This window comes from Cupriavidus sp. 05N39, from assembly GCF_056397325.1.
Genome location: NZ_JBFTNE010000003.1, coordinates 39,017 through 53,777 on the forward strand (window position 1 = coordinate 39,017; position 14,761 = coordinate 53,777).

Annotated in this window: 14 protein-coding genes and 1 pseudogene; 8 read left to right on the forward strand and 7 right to left on the reverse strand. The window is 66.2% G+C overall.

Going from position 1 to position 14,761, the window contains the following annotated elements:
* Both AC1DN0_RS02020 and aroG read left to right on the forward strand, forming a co-directional pair.
* Positions 1 to 312: a helix-turn-helix domain-containing protein gene (locus AC1DN0_RS02020; RefSeq protein WP_441629961.1), complete on the forward strand. Its 312-nt coding sequence runs from the start codon at positions 1 to 3 to the stop codon at positions 310 to 312.
* Positions 313 to 626: 314 nt separating this feature from the next.
* The gene (aroG, locus tag AC1DN0_RS02025; RefSeq protein ID WP_441629959.1) at positions 627 to 1,706 is read left to right on the forward strand and encodes a 3-deoxy-7-phosphoheptulonate synthase AroG; all 1,080 of its coding nucleotides are present in this window, start codon (positions 627 to 629) and stop codon (positions 1,704 to 1,706) included.
* Positions 1,707 to 1,842: 136 nt separating this feature from the next.
* Here the strand turns inward: aroG and AC1DN0_RS02030 are convergent, their stop codons facing one another.
* On the reverse strand, positions 1,843 to 2,241 hold the full coding sequence (locus AC1DN0_RS02030) for a c-type cytochrome (RefSeq protein ID WP_477145496.1): 399 nt from the start codon (positions 2,239 to 2,241) through the stop codon (positions 1,843 to 1,845).
* 12 nt (positions 2,242 to 2,253) lie between these two features.
* Complete coding sequence (locus tag AC1DN0_RS02035; protein ID WP_045238100.1) at positions 2,254 to 2,601, reverse strand: c-type cytochrome; 348 nt, start codon at positions 2,599 to 2,601, stop codon at positions 2,254 to 2,256.
* Between the two features lie 410 nt (positions 2,602 to 3,011).
* Here AC1DN0_RS02035 and AC1DN0_RS02040 point away from each other — a divergent pair, with 410 nt between their 5' ends.
* Genes AC1DN0_RS02040 through AC1DN0_RS02050 form a run of 3 tightly spaced genes read left to right on the forward strand, consistent with a single transcriptional unit; the run spans position 3,012 to position 5,772 of the window.
* Entirely contained in the window at positions 3,012 to 3,890 is an 879-nt protein-coding gene (locus tag AC1DN0_RS02040) for an AAA family ATPase (RefSeq protein ID WP_045238101.1), read from the forward strand.
* A 39-nt stretch (positions 3,891 to 3,929) separates the two neighbouring features.
* Positions 3,930 to 4,544, forward strand: coding sequence for a GNAT family N-acetyltransferase (locus AC1DN0_RS02045; protein ID WP_477111075.1), 615 nt, complete (start codon positions 3,930 to 3,932; stop codon positions 4,542 to 4,544).
* 52 nt (positions 4,545 to 4,596) lie between these two features.
* Positions 4,597 to 5,772, forward strand: coding sequence for a vWA domain-containing protein (locus tag AC1DN0_RS02050; RefSeq protein ID WP_035868545.1), 1,176 nt, complete (start codon positions 4,597 to 4,599; stop codon positions 5,770 to 5,772).
* Between the two features lie 47 nt (positions 5,773 to 5,819).
* On the opposite strand, the gene AC1DN0_RS02055 is transcribed toward AC1DN0_RS02050, so the two are convergent.
* The 3 genes from AC1DN0_RS02055 to gcvA all read right to left on the reverse strand — a co-directional run bounded on the left by AC1DN0_RS02055 (position 5,820) and on the right by gcvA (position 9,657).
* Positions 5,820 to 6,968, reverse strand: coding sequence for a DUF1501 domain-containing protein (locus AC1DN0_RS02055; RefSeq protein ID WP_441629950.1), 1,149 nt, complete (start codon positions 6,966 to 6,968; stop codon positions 5,820 to 5,822).
* A 5-nt stretch (positions 6,969 to 6,973) separates the two neighbouring features.
* Positions 6,974 to 8,347 carry a DUF1800 domain-containing protein gene (locus AC1DN0_RS02060; protein ID WP_441629948.1) on the reverse strand — a complete coding sequence of 458 codons (1,374 nt, stop codon included), beginning with the start codon at positions 8,345 to 8,347 and terminating at the stop codon, positions 6,974 to 6,976.
* Between the two features lie 407 nt (positions 8,348 to 8,754).
* Entirely contained in the window at positions 8,755 to 9,657 is a 903-nt protein-coding gene (gene gcvA / locus AC1DN0_RS02065) for a transcriptional regulator GcvA (protein ID WP_035868553.1), read from the reverse strand.
* A gap of 132 nt (positions 9,658 to 9,789) precedes the next feature.
* Here gcvA and AC1DN0_RS02070 point away from each other — a divergent pair, with 132 nt between their 5' ends.
* From AC1DN0_RS02070 to AC1DN0_RS02080, 3 genes and pseudogenes are all read left to right on the forward strand, one after another.
* Complete coding sequence (locus AC1DN0_RS02070) at positions 9,790 to 10,776, forward strand: tripartite tricarboxylate transporter substrate binding protein BugE (RefSeq protein ID WP_441629946.1); 987 nt, start codon at positions 9,790 to 9,792, stop codon at positions 10,774 to 10,776.
* 12 nt (positions 10,777 to 10,788) lie between these two features.
* Positions 10,789 to 11,551, forward strand: a pseudogene (locus AC1DN0_RS02075) (N-formylglutamate amidohydrolase).
* 257 nt (positions 11,552 to 11,808) lie between these two features.
* Positions 11,809 to 12,630 (forward strand): BspC domain-containing protein, encoded by an 822-nt coding sequence (locus tag AC1DN0_RS02080; protein ID WP_477143706.1) that lies wholly within the window; start codon positions 11,809 to 11,811, stop codon positions 12,628 to 12,630.
* A gap of 78 nt (positions 12,631 to 12,708) precedes the next feature.
* On the opposite strand, the gene AC1DN0_RS02085 is transcribed toward AC1DN0_RS02080, so the two are convergent.
* Together AC1DN0_RS02085 and yaaA are read right to left on the reverse strand one after the other, a co-directional pair.
* Positions 12,709 to 13,851, reverse strand: a complete 1,143-nt coding sequence (locus AC1DN0_RS02085) for a M14 family metallopeptidase (protein WP_477111077.1) — start codon at positions 13,849 to 13,851, stop codon at positions 12,709 to 12,711.
* Positions 13,852 to 13,962: 111 nt separating this feature from the next.
* The gene (yaaA, locus tag AC1DN0_RS02090) at positions 13,963 to 14,748 is read right to left on the reverse strand and encodes a peroxide stress protein YaaA (protein ID WP_477145497.1); all 786 of its coding nucleotides are present in this window, start codon (positions 14,746 to 14,748) and stop codon (positions 13,963 to 13,965) included.
* Positions 14,749 to 14,761 lie beyond the last annotated feature (13 nt).

Sequence of the window (14,761 nt, forward strand, 5' to 3'; positions counted from 1 at the left end):
ATGCGTACATCGAGCCTTAGCCAGGACGTCCATGCGGTCTCCATGCTCGCCAGGCTGACCGTGCGCGAGCAGCAGGTGCTGCGCTGGCTGGCGCATGGCAAGACGGATCGCGAGATCGCCACCATGCTCGGCATCAGTGCCCGCACCGTGCAAAAGCACCTGCAGCATGTGTACGTGAAGCTGGGGGTGGAGAATCGCACTGCCGCCGTAATGCGCGGGCTGGAGCTCGATCCGGGGCCCGCCACGAGGCGGCTCGAAAATGTGCCGGGGGTACTGCCGGACGCTTGCCAAGCCCCTGAAAACGCGCTATAAAGATGCTTCGTTGCCCGATGATCAACCGCCGCAGCCCGCAGATTTGGCAGGCTTGGCGCAATTTTCTGCCATCTCGTGACGCGTTGCCGCAAATAACCGACGCCAGTTGAGCCTGATCCCATCCATGTCCGCTAAGTTTTATTTTTACTTTTTTAGCGATCTCGCACCGCTGGCGGATGGAGAGGGACGATCGTAAGTGCCTCCAGAATTCAAAAAAAGCCGCCAGCGAACCTGGCGGCTTTTTTTATCCCGGCCCGCACCAAGCTCTAGCCCAGACACCCCAAACACACGACCCTACAAAATCCGGAGCCATCATGCTGAAGAACACCGACGACCTGCGCATTCGCGAACTTAAGGAATTGTTGCCGCCGGCGCACCTGATCCGCGAATTCGGCTGCTCCGAAAAGGCGTCCGACGTGATCTACGGCGCTCGCCAGGCCATGCACCGGATCCTGCACGGCATGGATGACCGCCTGATCGTCATCATCGGCCCCTGCTCCATCCACGACACCCGCGCCGCGCTCGAGTACGCCAAGCTGCTCAAGGTCCAGCGCGACCGTTTCGCCGGGGAACTGGAAGTGGTGATGCGGGTGTATTTCGAGAAGCCGCGCACCACGGTGGGCTGGAAGGGGCTGATCAACGATCCGCATATGGATGGCAGTTTCAAGATCAACGATGGCCTGCGCACCGCCCGCGAACTGCTGCTGAATATCAGCGAACTGGGCGTGCCGACCGGCACCGAATACCTCGACATGATCAGCCCGCAGTACATCGCGGACCTGGTCAGCTGGGGCGCCATCGGCGCGCGCACCACCGAGAGCCAGGTGCACCGTGAACTGGCCTCCGGGCTGTCGTGCCCGGTAGGCTTCAAGAACGGCACCGATGGCAACGTCAAGATCGCGGTCGATGCGATCAAGGCTGCCTCGCAGCCCCACCATTTCCTGTCGGTGACCAAGGGCGGCCACTCCGCCATTGTCTCGACATCCGGTAACGAGGATTGCCACATCATCCTGCGCGGCGGCAAGACGCCCAACTACGATGCCGCCAGCGTGCAGGAAGCCTGCGAAGCCATCTCCAAGGCCGGCCTGGCCGCGCGCCTGATGATCGATGCCTCGCACGCCAATAGCAGCAAGAAGCACGAGAACCAGATCCCGGTCTGCGAGGACATCGGCCGCCAGATGGCAGCAGGCGACGAGCGCATCGTCGGCGTGATGGTGGAGTCGCACCTGGTAGGCGGCCGCCAGGATCACATCCAGGGTACGCCGGTGGAAGATCTCACCTATGGCCAGTCGGTCACCGATGCCTGCATCGGCTGGGATGACTCGGTGAAGGTGCTGGAAACGCTGGCCAATGCSGTGAAGGCACGGCGCCTGGCCGAGAGCACCGGCAACTGATCCGGCCCGGGACCTTGCCCGGAGCGCCCCGGCGCGCCGGGCAAGGTCCCGCCCTCGTGTCACAAGCAAGAAAAAAGCCGCTGGACATCAGCGGCTTTCTTTCTTCGTCGCGCGGCGCGTGCCGGCGGCGGGGTGCTTACTTCTTCAGAACCAGGCCACCCGGCAGCGACTCGATGTAGACGGCGATGTCCTTCAGTTCCTCGCGCGTGAAGGGCCGCGGCTTGCCGTCCTTGCCCGTCACGCCGGGGTTGGCATTGACCTGGCCAGCCATGATGGCGTTGGAGCGCCCCACCTGCGGGTTGGTGGTGATCTGGTAGGCAACCAGGGCGTGGTACAGGTAGTCGGCGTGCTGGCCGGCCAGCTTCGGGTAATMCGGGCTGATCGGGGCGTTCATGCCGGCACCGTGGCAGGCCACGCAGTTGCCCTTCTCCACCAGCGCCTTGCCGGCGGCCAGGTCGGCAGCCGAGGCCGTGATGGCCGAGGCGCCCAGCACGAGTGCGCCGATCGCGAGCGAAAGCGTCTTAAGCGTATTCATGGATGGGTCCTCTTACTTCTGGGTGTTGTTTTGCGAGCCGGAGGTCTGCTGCGCGTAGTAGGCAGCCACGTCGGCGATGTCCTGGTCGGTCAGGGTCGCGGCAATGCCACGCATGGTCGGGTGCTTGCGGTCGCCCTTCTGGTATTCCTTCAGCGCGTTCTCGATGTATTTGGCGTTCTGGCCACCGAGCAGGGGCACCTGGTACACCTCGGGGAAGGAGGCCCGATAGCCGGGAATACCATGGCAACCAATACACATCGCGACCTTGTTTTTGGCGGCGTCCACATTGCCCTTGACTTCCTGGGCTTGCGCAGCCGTTGCGGCCGCGCCCAGCACCACCATCGTGAGGAGCTTTTTCATTGTCGTAGCTGATTGGAAGTGTTAAACCCTGCGTGACCTRCCCGACCGGTCGGAAATGGCTTCAGAATGCGTCCGGCAGGATCGCATCGGCCTGCGGCCGGATGCGGCGCTGCCAGTGTGGGCCGCCAGCTTGGGCCGGACACCTGGGCACTGCCAGGCATGTCGGCGCTGTCTCCGCCTCATTCTGGAACCATCTCTTGTCGATTGCCGCCTCCCGGCAAGGACCGCGGGAGTGACAAGGCGGACAGAGCGTGGGGGTGGAGTCGTGGACGTGGGGGGCGCGTCAAACCGCCGCATTGTACAGCAGGCTGCACGTGACAGTCCAGCCATGGAGCGGCGAGCCACACGCGAACCGGAAAGCTCTTTTATACTGGCCCATTCCGACACGCACAAACCCCTCAGGTTGCCTCATGTCCAACACCACCAACGCCAGCCAGAACCAGCAGTCCCGTTTCGAAGGCACGCAGCAGTACGTCGCCACCGATGACCTCAAGCTGGCCGTCAACGCGGCCCGCGCCCTGCAGCGCCCGCTCCTGATCAAGGGCGAGCCCGGCACCGGCAAGACCATGCTGGCCGAGGAGGTGGCGGCGGCGCTCGGCATGCCGCTGCTGCAGTGGCATATCAAGTCCACCACCAAGGCACAGCAAGGCCTGTACGAATATGACGCGGTGTCGCGCCTGCGCGACTCGCAACTGGGCGATGACCGCGTCCACGATATCCGCAACTACATCATCAAGGGCGTGCTGTGGCAGGCCTTCGAGGCCGACCAGCAAGTGGTGCTGCTGATCGACGAGATCGACAAGGCCGACATCGAATTCCCCAACGACCTGCTGCGCGAAATCGACCGCATGGAGTTCTATGTGTACGAGACGCGCGAGCTGGTCAAGGCGCGCCACCGCCCGCTGGTGATCATCACGTCGAACAACGAGAAGGAACTGCCCGACGCCTTCCTGCGCCGCTGCTTCTTCCACTACATCAAGTTCCCCGACGCCGAGACCATGCAGCGCATCGTCGACGTGCACTATCCCGGCATCAAGCGCGAGCTGGTGGCCGCCGCGCTCGAGTCCTTCTATGAAATGCGCAACCTGCCGGGCCTGAAGAAGAAGCCCTCCACCTCCGAACTGATCGACTGGCTCAAGCTGCTGATGGCCGAGGACATCCCGCCCGAAGCACTCAAGAGCCCGGACAAGAAGGCCGCGATCCCGCCGCTGCACGGCGCGCTGCTGAAGAACGAACAGGACGTGCACCTGTTCGAGCGCCTGGTGTTCATGAACCGCGCCAATCGCTGAACACAGCCAGGCACCGCAACGGCATCGGACCACCAAGCCATGGCACGTTTTATCGAACCCATCACCCTGCGCGGCCAGCACGCCTTGCTGGAACCGCTGCGCCCCGAGCATGAAGCGGAGGTACAGGCCGCGGTCGCGGACGGCGAACTGTGGAAGCTGTGGTACACCTCGGTGCCGGCGCCTGACCAGGTCCGCGCCTGGCTCGACACCGCGCTGCAGATGCGCGAGCAACAGGGCGCGATGCCGTTCGTGATCCGCGAGATCCGCGACGGCGTGCCGGGCGCGGTGGTGGGCGCGACCCGCTACTTCAACGTCGACGGCACGCACCGGCGCCTGGAGATCGGCCATACCTGGCACGCGCAGCGCGTGCAGCGCAGCGCGGTCAATACCGAATGCAAGCTGATGCTGCTCACGCACGCGTTCGAGCAACTGGCGTGCATCGCGGTGGAATTCCGCACGCACTGGATGAACCATCAGAGCCGCACTGCCATCGCCCGTCTCGGCGCCAAGCAGGACGGCGTGCTGCGCAACCACCAGCGCATGCCCGACGGCTCTCTGCGCGACACCGTGGTGTTCTCCATCATCGCCAGCGAATGGCCGACCGTGAAGCGCCACCTGCAATACCGCCTGGACCCGCCGGGGCGCGCATCGTGAACACGCCCGCGAACCACCGCCCCCGCTCCGGAAAACTTTAAGCGAGACCACCATGCTGATCGATTTCTTCTTCTCGCTGCGCCACGCCAAGCTGCCGGTGTCGGTCAAGGAATACCTGACCATGCTGGAAGCCCTCAAGTCCGAGGTCATCACGCCGTCGATCGACGAGTTCTACTACTTGTCGCGCATGACGCTGGTCAAGGACGAGAAGCACTTCGACAAGTTCGACCAGACCTTCGCGGCCTACTTCAAGGGCGTGGAAAGCCTGGTCGACTGGAAATCCGACATTCCGCTGGACTGGCTGCAGAAGACGCTGGAGCGCGAGCTGTCGGCCGAGGAAAAAGCCAAGATCGAAGCCATGGGCGGGCTCGACAAGCTGATGGAGCGGCTCAAGCAGCTGCTCGACGAGCAGAAGGAAAAACACGAGGGCGGCAACAAGTGGATCGGCACGGGCGGCACCTCGCCGTTCGGGCATGGCGGCTATAACCCGGAAGGCATCCGCATCGGCGGTCCCTCCAAGGGCAACCGCACCGCCATCAAGGTGTGGGAGACGCGGGCGTACAAGGATTACGACGATCAGGTCGAACTCGGCACGCGCAATATCAAGGTGGCGCTGCGCCGCCTGCGCCGGTTCGCCCGCGAGGGTGCCGAGACCGAACTGGACCTGGACGACACCATCCACTCGACCGCGGCCAACGCGGGCCTGCTTGATATCAAGCTGCGGCCCGAGCGCCACAACAAGGTCAAGGTACTGATGCTGATGGATGTGGGCGGCTCGATGGACGACCACATCAAGCGCGTGGAGGAATTGTTCTCGGCGACCAAGACCGAGTTCAAGCACCTGGAGTACTACTACTTCCACAACTGCGTGTATGACTACGTGTGGAAGAACAATCGCCGCCGCCATGCGGAGAAGATCGCTACCTGGGACCTGATCCACAAGTACACGCCGGACTACAAGGTGATCTTTGTCGGCGACGCCACCATGAGTCCGTATGAAATCCTGCAGCCCGGCGGGTCGGTGGAGTACAACAATCCGGAAGCGGGCGCGGTCTGGCTCAACCGGCTGATCGAGCAGTTCCCGCGCTTTGTGTGGCTTAACCCTGAACCGGAAGGGCTGTGGCAGTATCGGCAATCGGTGACGGTGATCAACCAGATCATGAAGTCGCGGATGTATCCCGTCACGCTCGCCGGCCTGGAGCAGGCGATGCGCCTGCTCTCCAAGTAACCGGCAATATCCGGCATCACCCGGGCCTGGACTGCCGCGCGCCTGACTCAGGCGCGCAGCAGTCCGCCCAGCATCCCCCCCTGCCCGCCCCCGCGTCCGAACAGCGTGCGCGCCACGCGCTCGCCATCCAGCCCGAAGCTTTGTGCCGCTGCCGCGGCGATCAATCCGTCCAGTTCCGTCGTTGGCGCGAGATCGCGTCCCTGGTAGAGCGCACCCGGCGCCAGGCCCGGCCAGTCGGCCAGCACCCGCCCGCCTTTGACGGCGCCGCCCATCAGCATCGCCGCCGCCGCCGTGCCGTGATCGGTGCCGCCGGTGCCGTTGGCGGCGGCGGTGCGTCCGAACTCGGTAGCCACCAGTACCGTGGTGCGTTCCCATGACGGGCCCAACCCGTCGCGCAGCGCCGCCAGCATGGCGTCCAGCGCCTTGAGCCTGGCAGCCAGCCGCGGCGCCTGTGCGCTGTGYGTGTCCCAGCCGCCGGTTTCGATCATGGCGATGCGAGGCCCGTCCGCCCGCGCCAGGAAGCCGGCGGCAAGGCGCCCCAGGCTCGCCGGGTCCTGGCGCGCGCCGGCATCGCCGGCGAGTCCGCGGGCTTGCATCGCGGCGTTCCAGAGCGGATGCAGTTGCGCATCCATCTCGTAGAGCTGCCCGACACGCGCCAGCAGGTCATCCGGCGCGGCCGGCAAGGCCGATGGCGCATAGGAGCTGACATCGGCCGTCCCGCGCAAGGCTGCCGGGACGGTCGGCGCGAAGGCGATCGCGTTATCGGTCCGCTTCGGCAGCATGCCCACCAGCCGGTTCAGCCAGCCGTCCTTGACCTGGTAGGGCGCGTTGCCGCCGGTCTCCAGCACATTCTGGCCGTCGAAGTGCGAGCGCTCGCGGTAAGGCGATGCCACCGCCTGCACAAAGAGCGCCTGCCCGGCGGCATAGAGACGCGCCGTCTCCGCCAGCGCGGGATGCAGCGCGAATGTGCCGTCGAGCCGCGTGGCCTGCGTGGCGTCGATGGCGAGCGCGCCGCGCAGGCGGGCGTAGCCGGGATCGGCGTAGGGAATCACGGTGTTCAGGCCGTCGGCGGCGCCGCGCTGGATGACGAAGACAAAGCGCCGGTCGGAATCCACGCTGGCCAGCGTGAGGCGCGGCAGTGCAAGCATGGCGCCCGCGCCGGCGGTGGCGCGCAGGAAATCTCGGCGGGAAAACATGGCGATCACCTCCTTTGGAAATCGGGCGAGACCAGCAGCAAGGCCAGCGCGGTCTGGGCGCTTTCGGCGCGTGCGATGGCGCCGGCGGTCGGTGCGGACAACGAACCGGCGAGCAGCCGGGGACCAAGCTCGCGCGCATCGAGCCGGTCGCCGACGCGCGCGGCCAGGCGCTGCGCCAGTTCCACCCGCCGCACCAGCGCATCGGGCGCGGCCCAGCTCGCGGCGATGTCGTCGTAGCCCGCGGGCGATCCCGGCCGCCAGACCGGCTGGCCAAGCTGGGTCAGCATTGGCGCGAAATGCTGCGCGCCCGGTTCGCGCAGCCCCAGCCCGCGCAGCGAGGACACGGCCCACTCCCACGGCGTCTTGAACTTGGCCGGCGCGCCGGCCCACGCCTCGGGCGATTCCACCAGTGCGCGATACACCTCGGACAGCGCGCCGCCGCTGCGCAGGTATGCATCTGACAAACGTGTCACCAGTGCCGGCGGCGGCGTATCGGCGACGAAGTGCCGCGCCAGCTTGGTGGCGAGATGGTTCGCGGTGGCTTCGCTGTGCGCGAGATCGTGCAGCACCGCCAGTGCCTGCGCCTCGCCTTGCTGCGCGTAGGTGCGGCCCAGGATGGTCCGGGCGCCGGGCTCATGCAGGCGCGGCCGGAACTCGAAGTACCCTGGCTCGCCTTCTGCGCGGGCACCGAGGCCACCAATGCTCCAGCCGGTCAGCGCGCGCGCGAACTCGGTGACGTCGGCCTGCTGGTAGCCGCTGCGCACACCCAGCGTATGCAACTCCAGGATTTCGCGCGCCAGGTTTTCGTTCAGCCCGAGCTGCCGTCCGGGCGCGCGCTGCGCGGCCATGCTGTCCGGCCCGATCGAGCGCACCTGATCCAGGAAGATCTGCATGGCGGGATGCCGCTCCACCGCCACCAGCATGTCCTCGAAGCGCCCAAGCACGTGCGGGCGGATCGCCTCGGCCTCGAATGCGCCGGCCAGCGCGGCTACCGCCGGCTTCTCGACCGAGACCGCGAAGTGATTGGACCAGAAGTGCACCAGCCGCTCGACGAACGGCGCGGGCGTAACCAGCGCGCTCGTCACGCGTGCGTCCACGGCATTGCGATAGGCCTCGCGCGTCTCGCGCTGCAACTGCTGGCGAGCGGCGGCTTTGACGTCAGCCTGCGACTGGCGGACCTCGCGCTGCTGGGCGCCATACGCGCCGGCCAGCGCCGCCGTATCGGGCTGCCCGCTCCAGGGCGCCGGCCTGGCCTGGTAGCGCTCGAACTGGTCGAGCAGCCAGCCACGCGGATCGGCGGGCGGGGATTCGTCGGGGCGCGCGCCCAGCCCGAAGCGGTTGACCGCGATGGCTGCGGTTGTCGTGGCGGTGGTGGTCATGCGTTGCTCTCCCGGAAGTCCGCGTCTTGCACCGGGGCGGCGTGGCGACCTGCCGCCCTGCTGGTTGCTGCTTTGTCGCTCAATGGCTCTGGTCCCGCCTTGCCGGCTCATCCTCCGTGAATGCCGCGCCCGCCCCCGCCGCGTCAGTAGGCAAAGACCGGCGCGCGATAGTGGTGGCAGGCCGCGCCGGCAAGATCGCGCAGCCGGACAGCGTAGCGTCGACAATCCGTACGAGGCTGGCCGTGGGCAAAACAGGGAAGGGAAATGTCGACCCGCACATGAGATTCTCCAGTCCAGGCCCCGGCGCCACTAGCCCCCCGGGGCCGTCATGGCTGACATATCTCTTAAACGCAGTCGGCCGGAAAATCGTTTGCGGAAAAACGTAAGTCTTGATTACAAAGGGTCCGTCATGCCACCACGTCGACCCCTTCCATCACCCACTGGCGGAAGGTTTGCAGGGCCGGCAGATGCTGTTTCTGCTCCGGATAGCAAAGGTAGTAGCCCTTCTTGCTCAGCACCCGTGCCGGATGCGCCACCACCAGCACGCCGGTGGCAAGCTCTTCCTCGATCAGGCAGCGCGGGATCAGCGCGACGCCAAGCCCGGACATCGCCGCCTGGGTAAGCAGCGAGAACTGGTCGAAGCGCGCGCCGCTCCACGCCTTGCGCGTGGCGACGCCAAGCTCGGCGAACCAGTCGGGCCAGGCTTCGGGCACGGTGGTGTGATGCAGCAGGGGAAAGCGCAGCAGGGACGAAGGCGTGCGCACCATCCCTTCGGGCTCGCCCGCCAGCAGGGCGGGCCGGCACACCGGCAGGACTTCGCGGCCGGTCATGTAGTCGGCCAGGCTGCCCGGCCACATGCCATCGCCGAAACGGATGGCGGCGTCGAGGTCGGGCTGGGAAAAATCGTAGCCCTGCGCATGCGGCACGAACTCCAGGCTGACGTCGGGATGTTTCTCGAAAAACTGCGGCAGGCGCGGGATGAGCCACTTGGCGCCAAGCGTGGGCATGCTGGCAATGTGCAAGGTGCCGCCGCGGCCCTGCCGGGCGATCAGTTCCACCGTGGCGGCTTCGATCTCGGTCAGGCTGGGCCGGATACGGTCCAGGTAGCGCTGGCCGGCATCCGTGAGCATCAGGCGCTGGCGCACGCGCTCGAACAACTCCACGCCGAGAAAGGCTTCCAGGCTGCGCACTTGCTTGCTCACCGCACCCTGCGTGACATGGAGCTCCCTCGCCGCGGCGGTAAAACTGTTGTAGCGCGCGGCGGCCTCGAAGGCCTGCAATTCAGTCAGCGACGGACACAAGCGCCGCATAGATAACCCCTTACTTCGCTACCAAACGGAATGATCCCACGATTTTAATTCGTTTGCGGTGTCGTTGCCCAAACAAGCAGAATCGCGAAAGCCCTTTTTCTCCCCTCTCTCCCTCCATTCAGGAACCGAACCATGCAACGCCGTAACATGCTCCGCCTCCTTGCCGCCGCCACTGGCGCCGCCGCCGCTGGCCTGTCGCTTTCGGCCGCGGCCCAGGGCAGCTACCCGACCAAGCCGATCTCGCTGATCGTGCCGTTCCCCGCAGGCGGCACCACCGACATCGTCGCGCGCATCGTGGCCGACAAGCTCGGCCAGCAACTGGGCCAGACCGTGGTGGTGGACAACCGCGGCGGCGCCGGCGGCAGCATCGGTACCGGCTACCTGGCCAAGGCCGCGCCGGACGGCTACACCCTGGGCATCGCCACGGCTTCCACGCATGGCATCAACCCCGCTGTGTACCCGCGCCTGTCCTACGATGCCACCAAGGACTTCACCACCATCACCAACCTGGCTTCGGTGCCCAACGTGATGAGCATCAACCCGGCTGTGAAGGCCAACGACATGAAGGCCTTCATCGCCCTGGCCAAGAGCCAGCCGAACAAGATGGCTTACGGCTCGGCCGGCAACGGCAGCGTCTCGCACATGATGGGCGAACTGTTCAAGATGAGCAGCAAGACCGAACTCCTGCACGTGCCGTACAAGGGCGTGGGCCCCGCGCTGAACGACGCGCTGGCCAACCAGGTGCAGGTGCTGTTCGACAACCTGCCCTCGTCGCTGCCCTTTATCGAAGGCGGCAAGCTGCGCGCCCTGGCCGTAGCCTCGCCCAAGCGCGTGCCGGCCCTGCCCAATGTGCCGACCTTCGCCGAACTCGGCCTGCCCGAAGTCAACGATGCCGCCTGGTTCGGCCTGATCGCGCCGGCCGGCCTGCCCGCCGACGTGCAGACCAAGCTGCACAACGCCGCTGTCAAGGTACTGGCGATGCCCGAAGTAAAGGCTAAGCTGGAGAAGCTGGGTGCGGTGCCGGTTGGCAATACACCGGCCGAGTTCGCCGCGCAGATCAAATCCGAAGTCGCGAAGAACAAACGCATCGCCGCCGCAGCCAAGATCACCCTGGATTAACCGACACCCATCATGACGGAAGCAGACCGAAAGACCGGGCTCAGCCCTTACCTCCTGCAACTGCCGCAAGGCGAGAGCAGCCCGCTCTTTCTCGATTCCCCGCACAGCGCCACCAGCTACCCGGCTGATTTCCGGCCGGCCGCCGGCCTGCCCCTGGCGCTGCTGCGCCAGGCCGAAGACACCTTCGTCGACGAGTTGTACGCCGACGCTCCCGCACGCGGCATTCTCGAAGACCCGACTCGGCAAGGGGCTGGTGTGGCGCGTGCTGGATACCGGCGAAGCCATCTACGACCGCAAGCTGAGCGTGGCCGAGGTGCAGGCGCGCATTGCGCAGTACTACCTGCCCTACTACGCCCAGCTGCAGAAGCTGGCCGACCAGGCTATCGCCAGCCATGGCAGCGCGTGGCACATCAACTGCCACTCTATGCCCAGCGAAGCGGCGCAGTACGCCACCGAGCATCCGGGGCTGCAGCATCCCGACTTCGTGGTCGGCGACCGCGACGGCACCACCTGCGATACGCGCTTCACGGACCGCGTCGAAGGCGTGCTCAAGGAGATGGGCTACGACGTCTGGCGCAACCACCCCTATAAGGGCGTGGAGATCGTGCGCGTGGTGGGCCAGCCGGCACAGAAGCGCCACAGCCTGCAGCTCGAGATCAACCGCAAGCTGTACATGGACGAAGTCGGCCTCGTGCACAACGCCGGGTTCGGCAAGCTGAAGGCCGATCTCAACGCGCTGCTGGAAGAGCTCAAGGTCTTCGTCAAGGCCGCTTGAGCGTACCGGAAACCATGCGGCCCGCCGTGCAATGCAGGGCAGGCCGCACTGGCACCGCAGCGCGCGCCAAATCCCGCACCGCCGCTCCCGCGGCGGTCTTTGCCGCCGCGCCGAAGGCTGCACTCGGCTGCAACGCCGGCAGCAACCCGCTTCGGGTGGAACCCTTACGCCGGGAGATTTCGGAACTTTGCTGCATGGGTTTCCTCTATCATGGCAGACCTTTGCCAACCCCTTATGCTCCAAAGCAAGACGATCCCGTGATCCGACGACTCTCTGACCTCATCAGCAGCCGGCTGTGCTCGCTCGCTGCTGCAGTGGCAGGTGCGATCGCCCTGGTGGGCTGCGCCGATACTCCGCTCAATGATCGCGACGCCGTGGCAACGCCCGGCATCGCCACCCAGGCCGCCGCCAAACCCGCGACCCCTGCCCCGCCCGTGGCCGCCGCCACTGCGGCACCGCCCACCAAGACCGTGACGCTACCCGCGCAAGGCCGCGTGAGTCTGGCCGAGTACCGTGCGCAGATGCGCCAGCAACTGATGCAAACCGAGAATGCGAGCGCGGATGTGGCCGATTGCGCCGCGCACGCCAGCTGGGTGGTGCCCCGCTCGGCCAGCTACGACGCACTGAAGATCCCCACCGGCGCGCTCGGCGCCGGCCAGGCCACCGTGGAACCCTGGGATGGCCGCTTCTCGCAAGGCAAGCAGGCGGTTCCGGTCAGCGCCGTGGTGACCTTTACCGCCACCGCCCACAAGCGCCATGCCGAAGCCCAGTGGGAACCGGTCAAGGTGCGCTGCGGCTATGCCGACGGCATGATGCTGGCCTACGAGCTGCTCGATGGCAGCGGCACCATCATCAGCGAACCGGCCGCCGCGCCCGCCGTACGCAGCAGCGCGACTACGCGCCAGGCCACCAGCAGCAAAGCCCGCAAGGGCGGCAAGGCGAGCAAGTCGGGCTCTGGGAAGGCCACCACCAGCACCAAGTCCACCAAGGCAACCTCTTCCAAAGCCGGCAGCAGCAGCAGCAGCGCCAAGCCGGCCACCAAGAGCAGCAGCAAGTCGACCACCAAAAAGACGAATTAATGCCAACGCGCATTAAGGCGAACTGATGCGCCCCGCCAGATAGCCGCCCGGCGGGCGGCTATCTGGCCATCCGTGCGTTCAGCCCAGTTGCTCCAGGATGGCCTGCAGCATTGCCGCGCCCAGCAAAGCGCTGCGCGCGCCGTTCCAGCCCACCGCCGGATCGGGCTGATCGGCATTGTCCTTGAACGGCATCTCCAGCGTCAGCGACAGGCAGCCAAAGGTATGGCCGATGTACTTCGAGGCCAGCTTGAGCGCGTCCGCGTTGTACTTGCTGGCGGCATAGCCGTGGACGTCCTGGAAGTCCGGCGTCGCGCGCTTGAACGCGTCGATGAAACGCAACTGTTCGGCACGCTGTGCTTCGGTGAAGCCGGGCAGCATCTCGCTGCCGGCGACGAAGTTATAGGGCAGGCCTTCGTCGCCGTGGATGTCGAAGAACATGTCGCAGCCGGCGGCCTCGATGGCGCGGCGCACGTGATACACCTCGGGGCTCGTCTGCTGGCTGGGAGCCATCCATTCGCGGTTGAGGTTGGCCCCGGCCGCATTGGTGCGCAGGTTACCGCGCGCCGAGCCGTCGGGATTCATATTGGGCACGATGTGGAAGACGGCGCGCTCCAGCAGGCGGCGCGCCACCGGGTCCCCGGCCCACAGGCCCGTGCCCGTCAGGCGTTGCAGCACGCCCTCGCAGAACCACTCCGCCATGGTTTCGCCGGGATGCTGGCGCGCGATCATCCAGATGGTCTTCTTGCCGTCGCCGGGCGTACCCACCGTGACCGCGGTCATGTCGCGGCCGTCCACGGTGCTGCCCAGGTGCGACAGGCGCGCCAGCGGCGAGCGCTGGCAACCGGCAAGCAGCGACAGGTGGCGGTCTTCGGAATAAGGCTCGAAGTAGGCCAGCCAGATGCTGTCGTGCTCGGGCGTGAAGGCCACCGTCATGGTGCTGCCGTCGAAGGTGGTCGGCACGCGGAACCAGTGTGCGCGGTCGTACGACGCCACGGCTTCGTAGCCGCGCCAGCCATCGGGGTAGGTACAGTCGCCGGCATTGAGGAATTTCAGGCGGCAGGCCTGCCCTGCCGTGCCCTGCAAGCGGAAATGGAACCACTGGCGAAATTCGGCGTGCGAGTCGGCGCGGATGCGCAGGCGGATGTCGTCGGCCTGGGCGAGCGACTCGACTTCGATGGCGCCCGCATCGAAGCTGGCGGAGATATGCAGGGCTCTGGTCATGGCGTGGCATCTCGCAGGGTTCGCGCCGGGATACCTCTCTCTGGGCAAGCCCTGGCGCTGGGTTCGGGGGCGGGCCGGCAACTGGCCGGCGGGCGTTGGTCTGTCTGCGCGTCAGTCTTCCAGGCGCCGGCGGAATACCCAGCGCGCGTCGTCGGAGGCTGCCGCATCGAAGGCGTAGCCATGCTCGGCGAAGCGCTGGAGCCTTGCCGGTTCGGTGATGCGGTGGGTCACCGCATAGCGGGCCATATAGCCGCGTGCCCGCTTGGCGTGGAAGGAAATGATCTTGTAGCGGCCCCCTTTCCAGTCCTCGAATACCGGCGTAACGATCCTGGCCGCGAGCACCTTGGGCCGCACCACCTTGAAATACTCTTCGGAGGCCAGGTTGACCAGGGTGGGGCTACCCTCGCTCTTCTGCTCCCTGAAGTCCTCCTGCAGCAAGCGGGTGACGTCGTCGCCCCAGAAGGCATAGAGATCCTTGCCCGCCGCATTGTCCAGCCGCGTGCCCATTTCCAGCCGGTAGGGCTGCATCCAGTCAAGCGGCCRCAAGACGCCGTACAGCCCGGAGAGGATACGCAGGTGCTTCTGCGCGAAGGCGAGATCTTCGCTGGACAGGGTGGACGCGTCCAGGCCGTCGTACACGTCGCCATTGAAGGCGAGCACGGCCTGCTTGCTGTTGGCCGCGGTAAACTCSGGCSWCCAGTCCSCGWAGCGGRCGGCATTGAGCACCGCGAGCTTGTCGGAGATGTCCATCAGCGCGCCGATATCCTGCGGCGCGAGCTTGCGCAGGCGCTCGATCAACACCGCCGAGCGGTCGATGAAACGGGGCAGCGTATGGGTCTTCAGACGCGGAGGCGTCTCGTAGTCGAGCGACTTGGCAGGGGACAGGACGATGAGCATGGCAAAATCGCGG

What these genes read in the sequence shown, in the direction of transcription:
- AC1DN0_RS02020 (WP_441629961.1), top strand. Translation starts at nt 1, where the DNA reads ATGCGTACATCGAGCCTTAGCCAGGACGTCCATGCGGTCTCCATGCTC.
- AC1DN0_RS02035 (WP_045238100.1), bottom strand. Translation starts at nt 2,601, where the DNA reads ATGAAAAAGCTCCTCACGATGGTGGTGCTGGGCGCGGCCGCAACGGCT.
- AC1DN0_RS02040 (WP_045238101.1), top strand. Translation starts at nt 3,012, where the DNA reads ATGTCCAACACCACCAACGCCAGCCAGAACCAGCAGTCCCGTTTCGAA.
- AC1DN0_RS02045 (WP_477111075.1), top strand. Translation starts at nt 3,930, where the DNA reads ATGGCACGTTTTATCGAACCCATCACCCTGCGCGGCCAGCACGCCTTG.
- AC1DN0_RS02050 (WP_035868545.1), top strand. Translation starts at nt 4,597, where the DNA reads ATGCTGATCGATTTCTTCTTCTCGCTGCGCCACGCCAAGCTGCCGGTG.
- AC1DN0_RS02060 (WP_441629948.1), bottom strand. Translation starts at nt 8,347, where the DNA reads ATGACCACCACCGCCACGACAACCGCAGCCATCGCGGTCAACCGCTTC.
- gcvA (WP_035868553.1), bottom strand. Translation starts at nt 9,657, where the DNA reads ATGCGGCGCTTGTGTCCGTCGCTGACTGAATTGCAGGCCTTCGAGGCC.
- AC1DN0_RS02070 (WP_441629946.1), top strand. Translation starts at nt 9,790, where the DNA reads ATGCAACGCCGTAACATGCTCCGCCTCCTTGCCGCCGCCACTGGCGCC.
- AC1DN0_RS02085 (WP_477111077.1), bottom strand. Translation starts at nt 13,851, where the DNA reads ATGACCAGAGCCCTGCATATCTCCGCCAGCTTCGATGCGGGCGCCATC.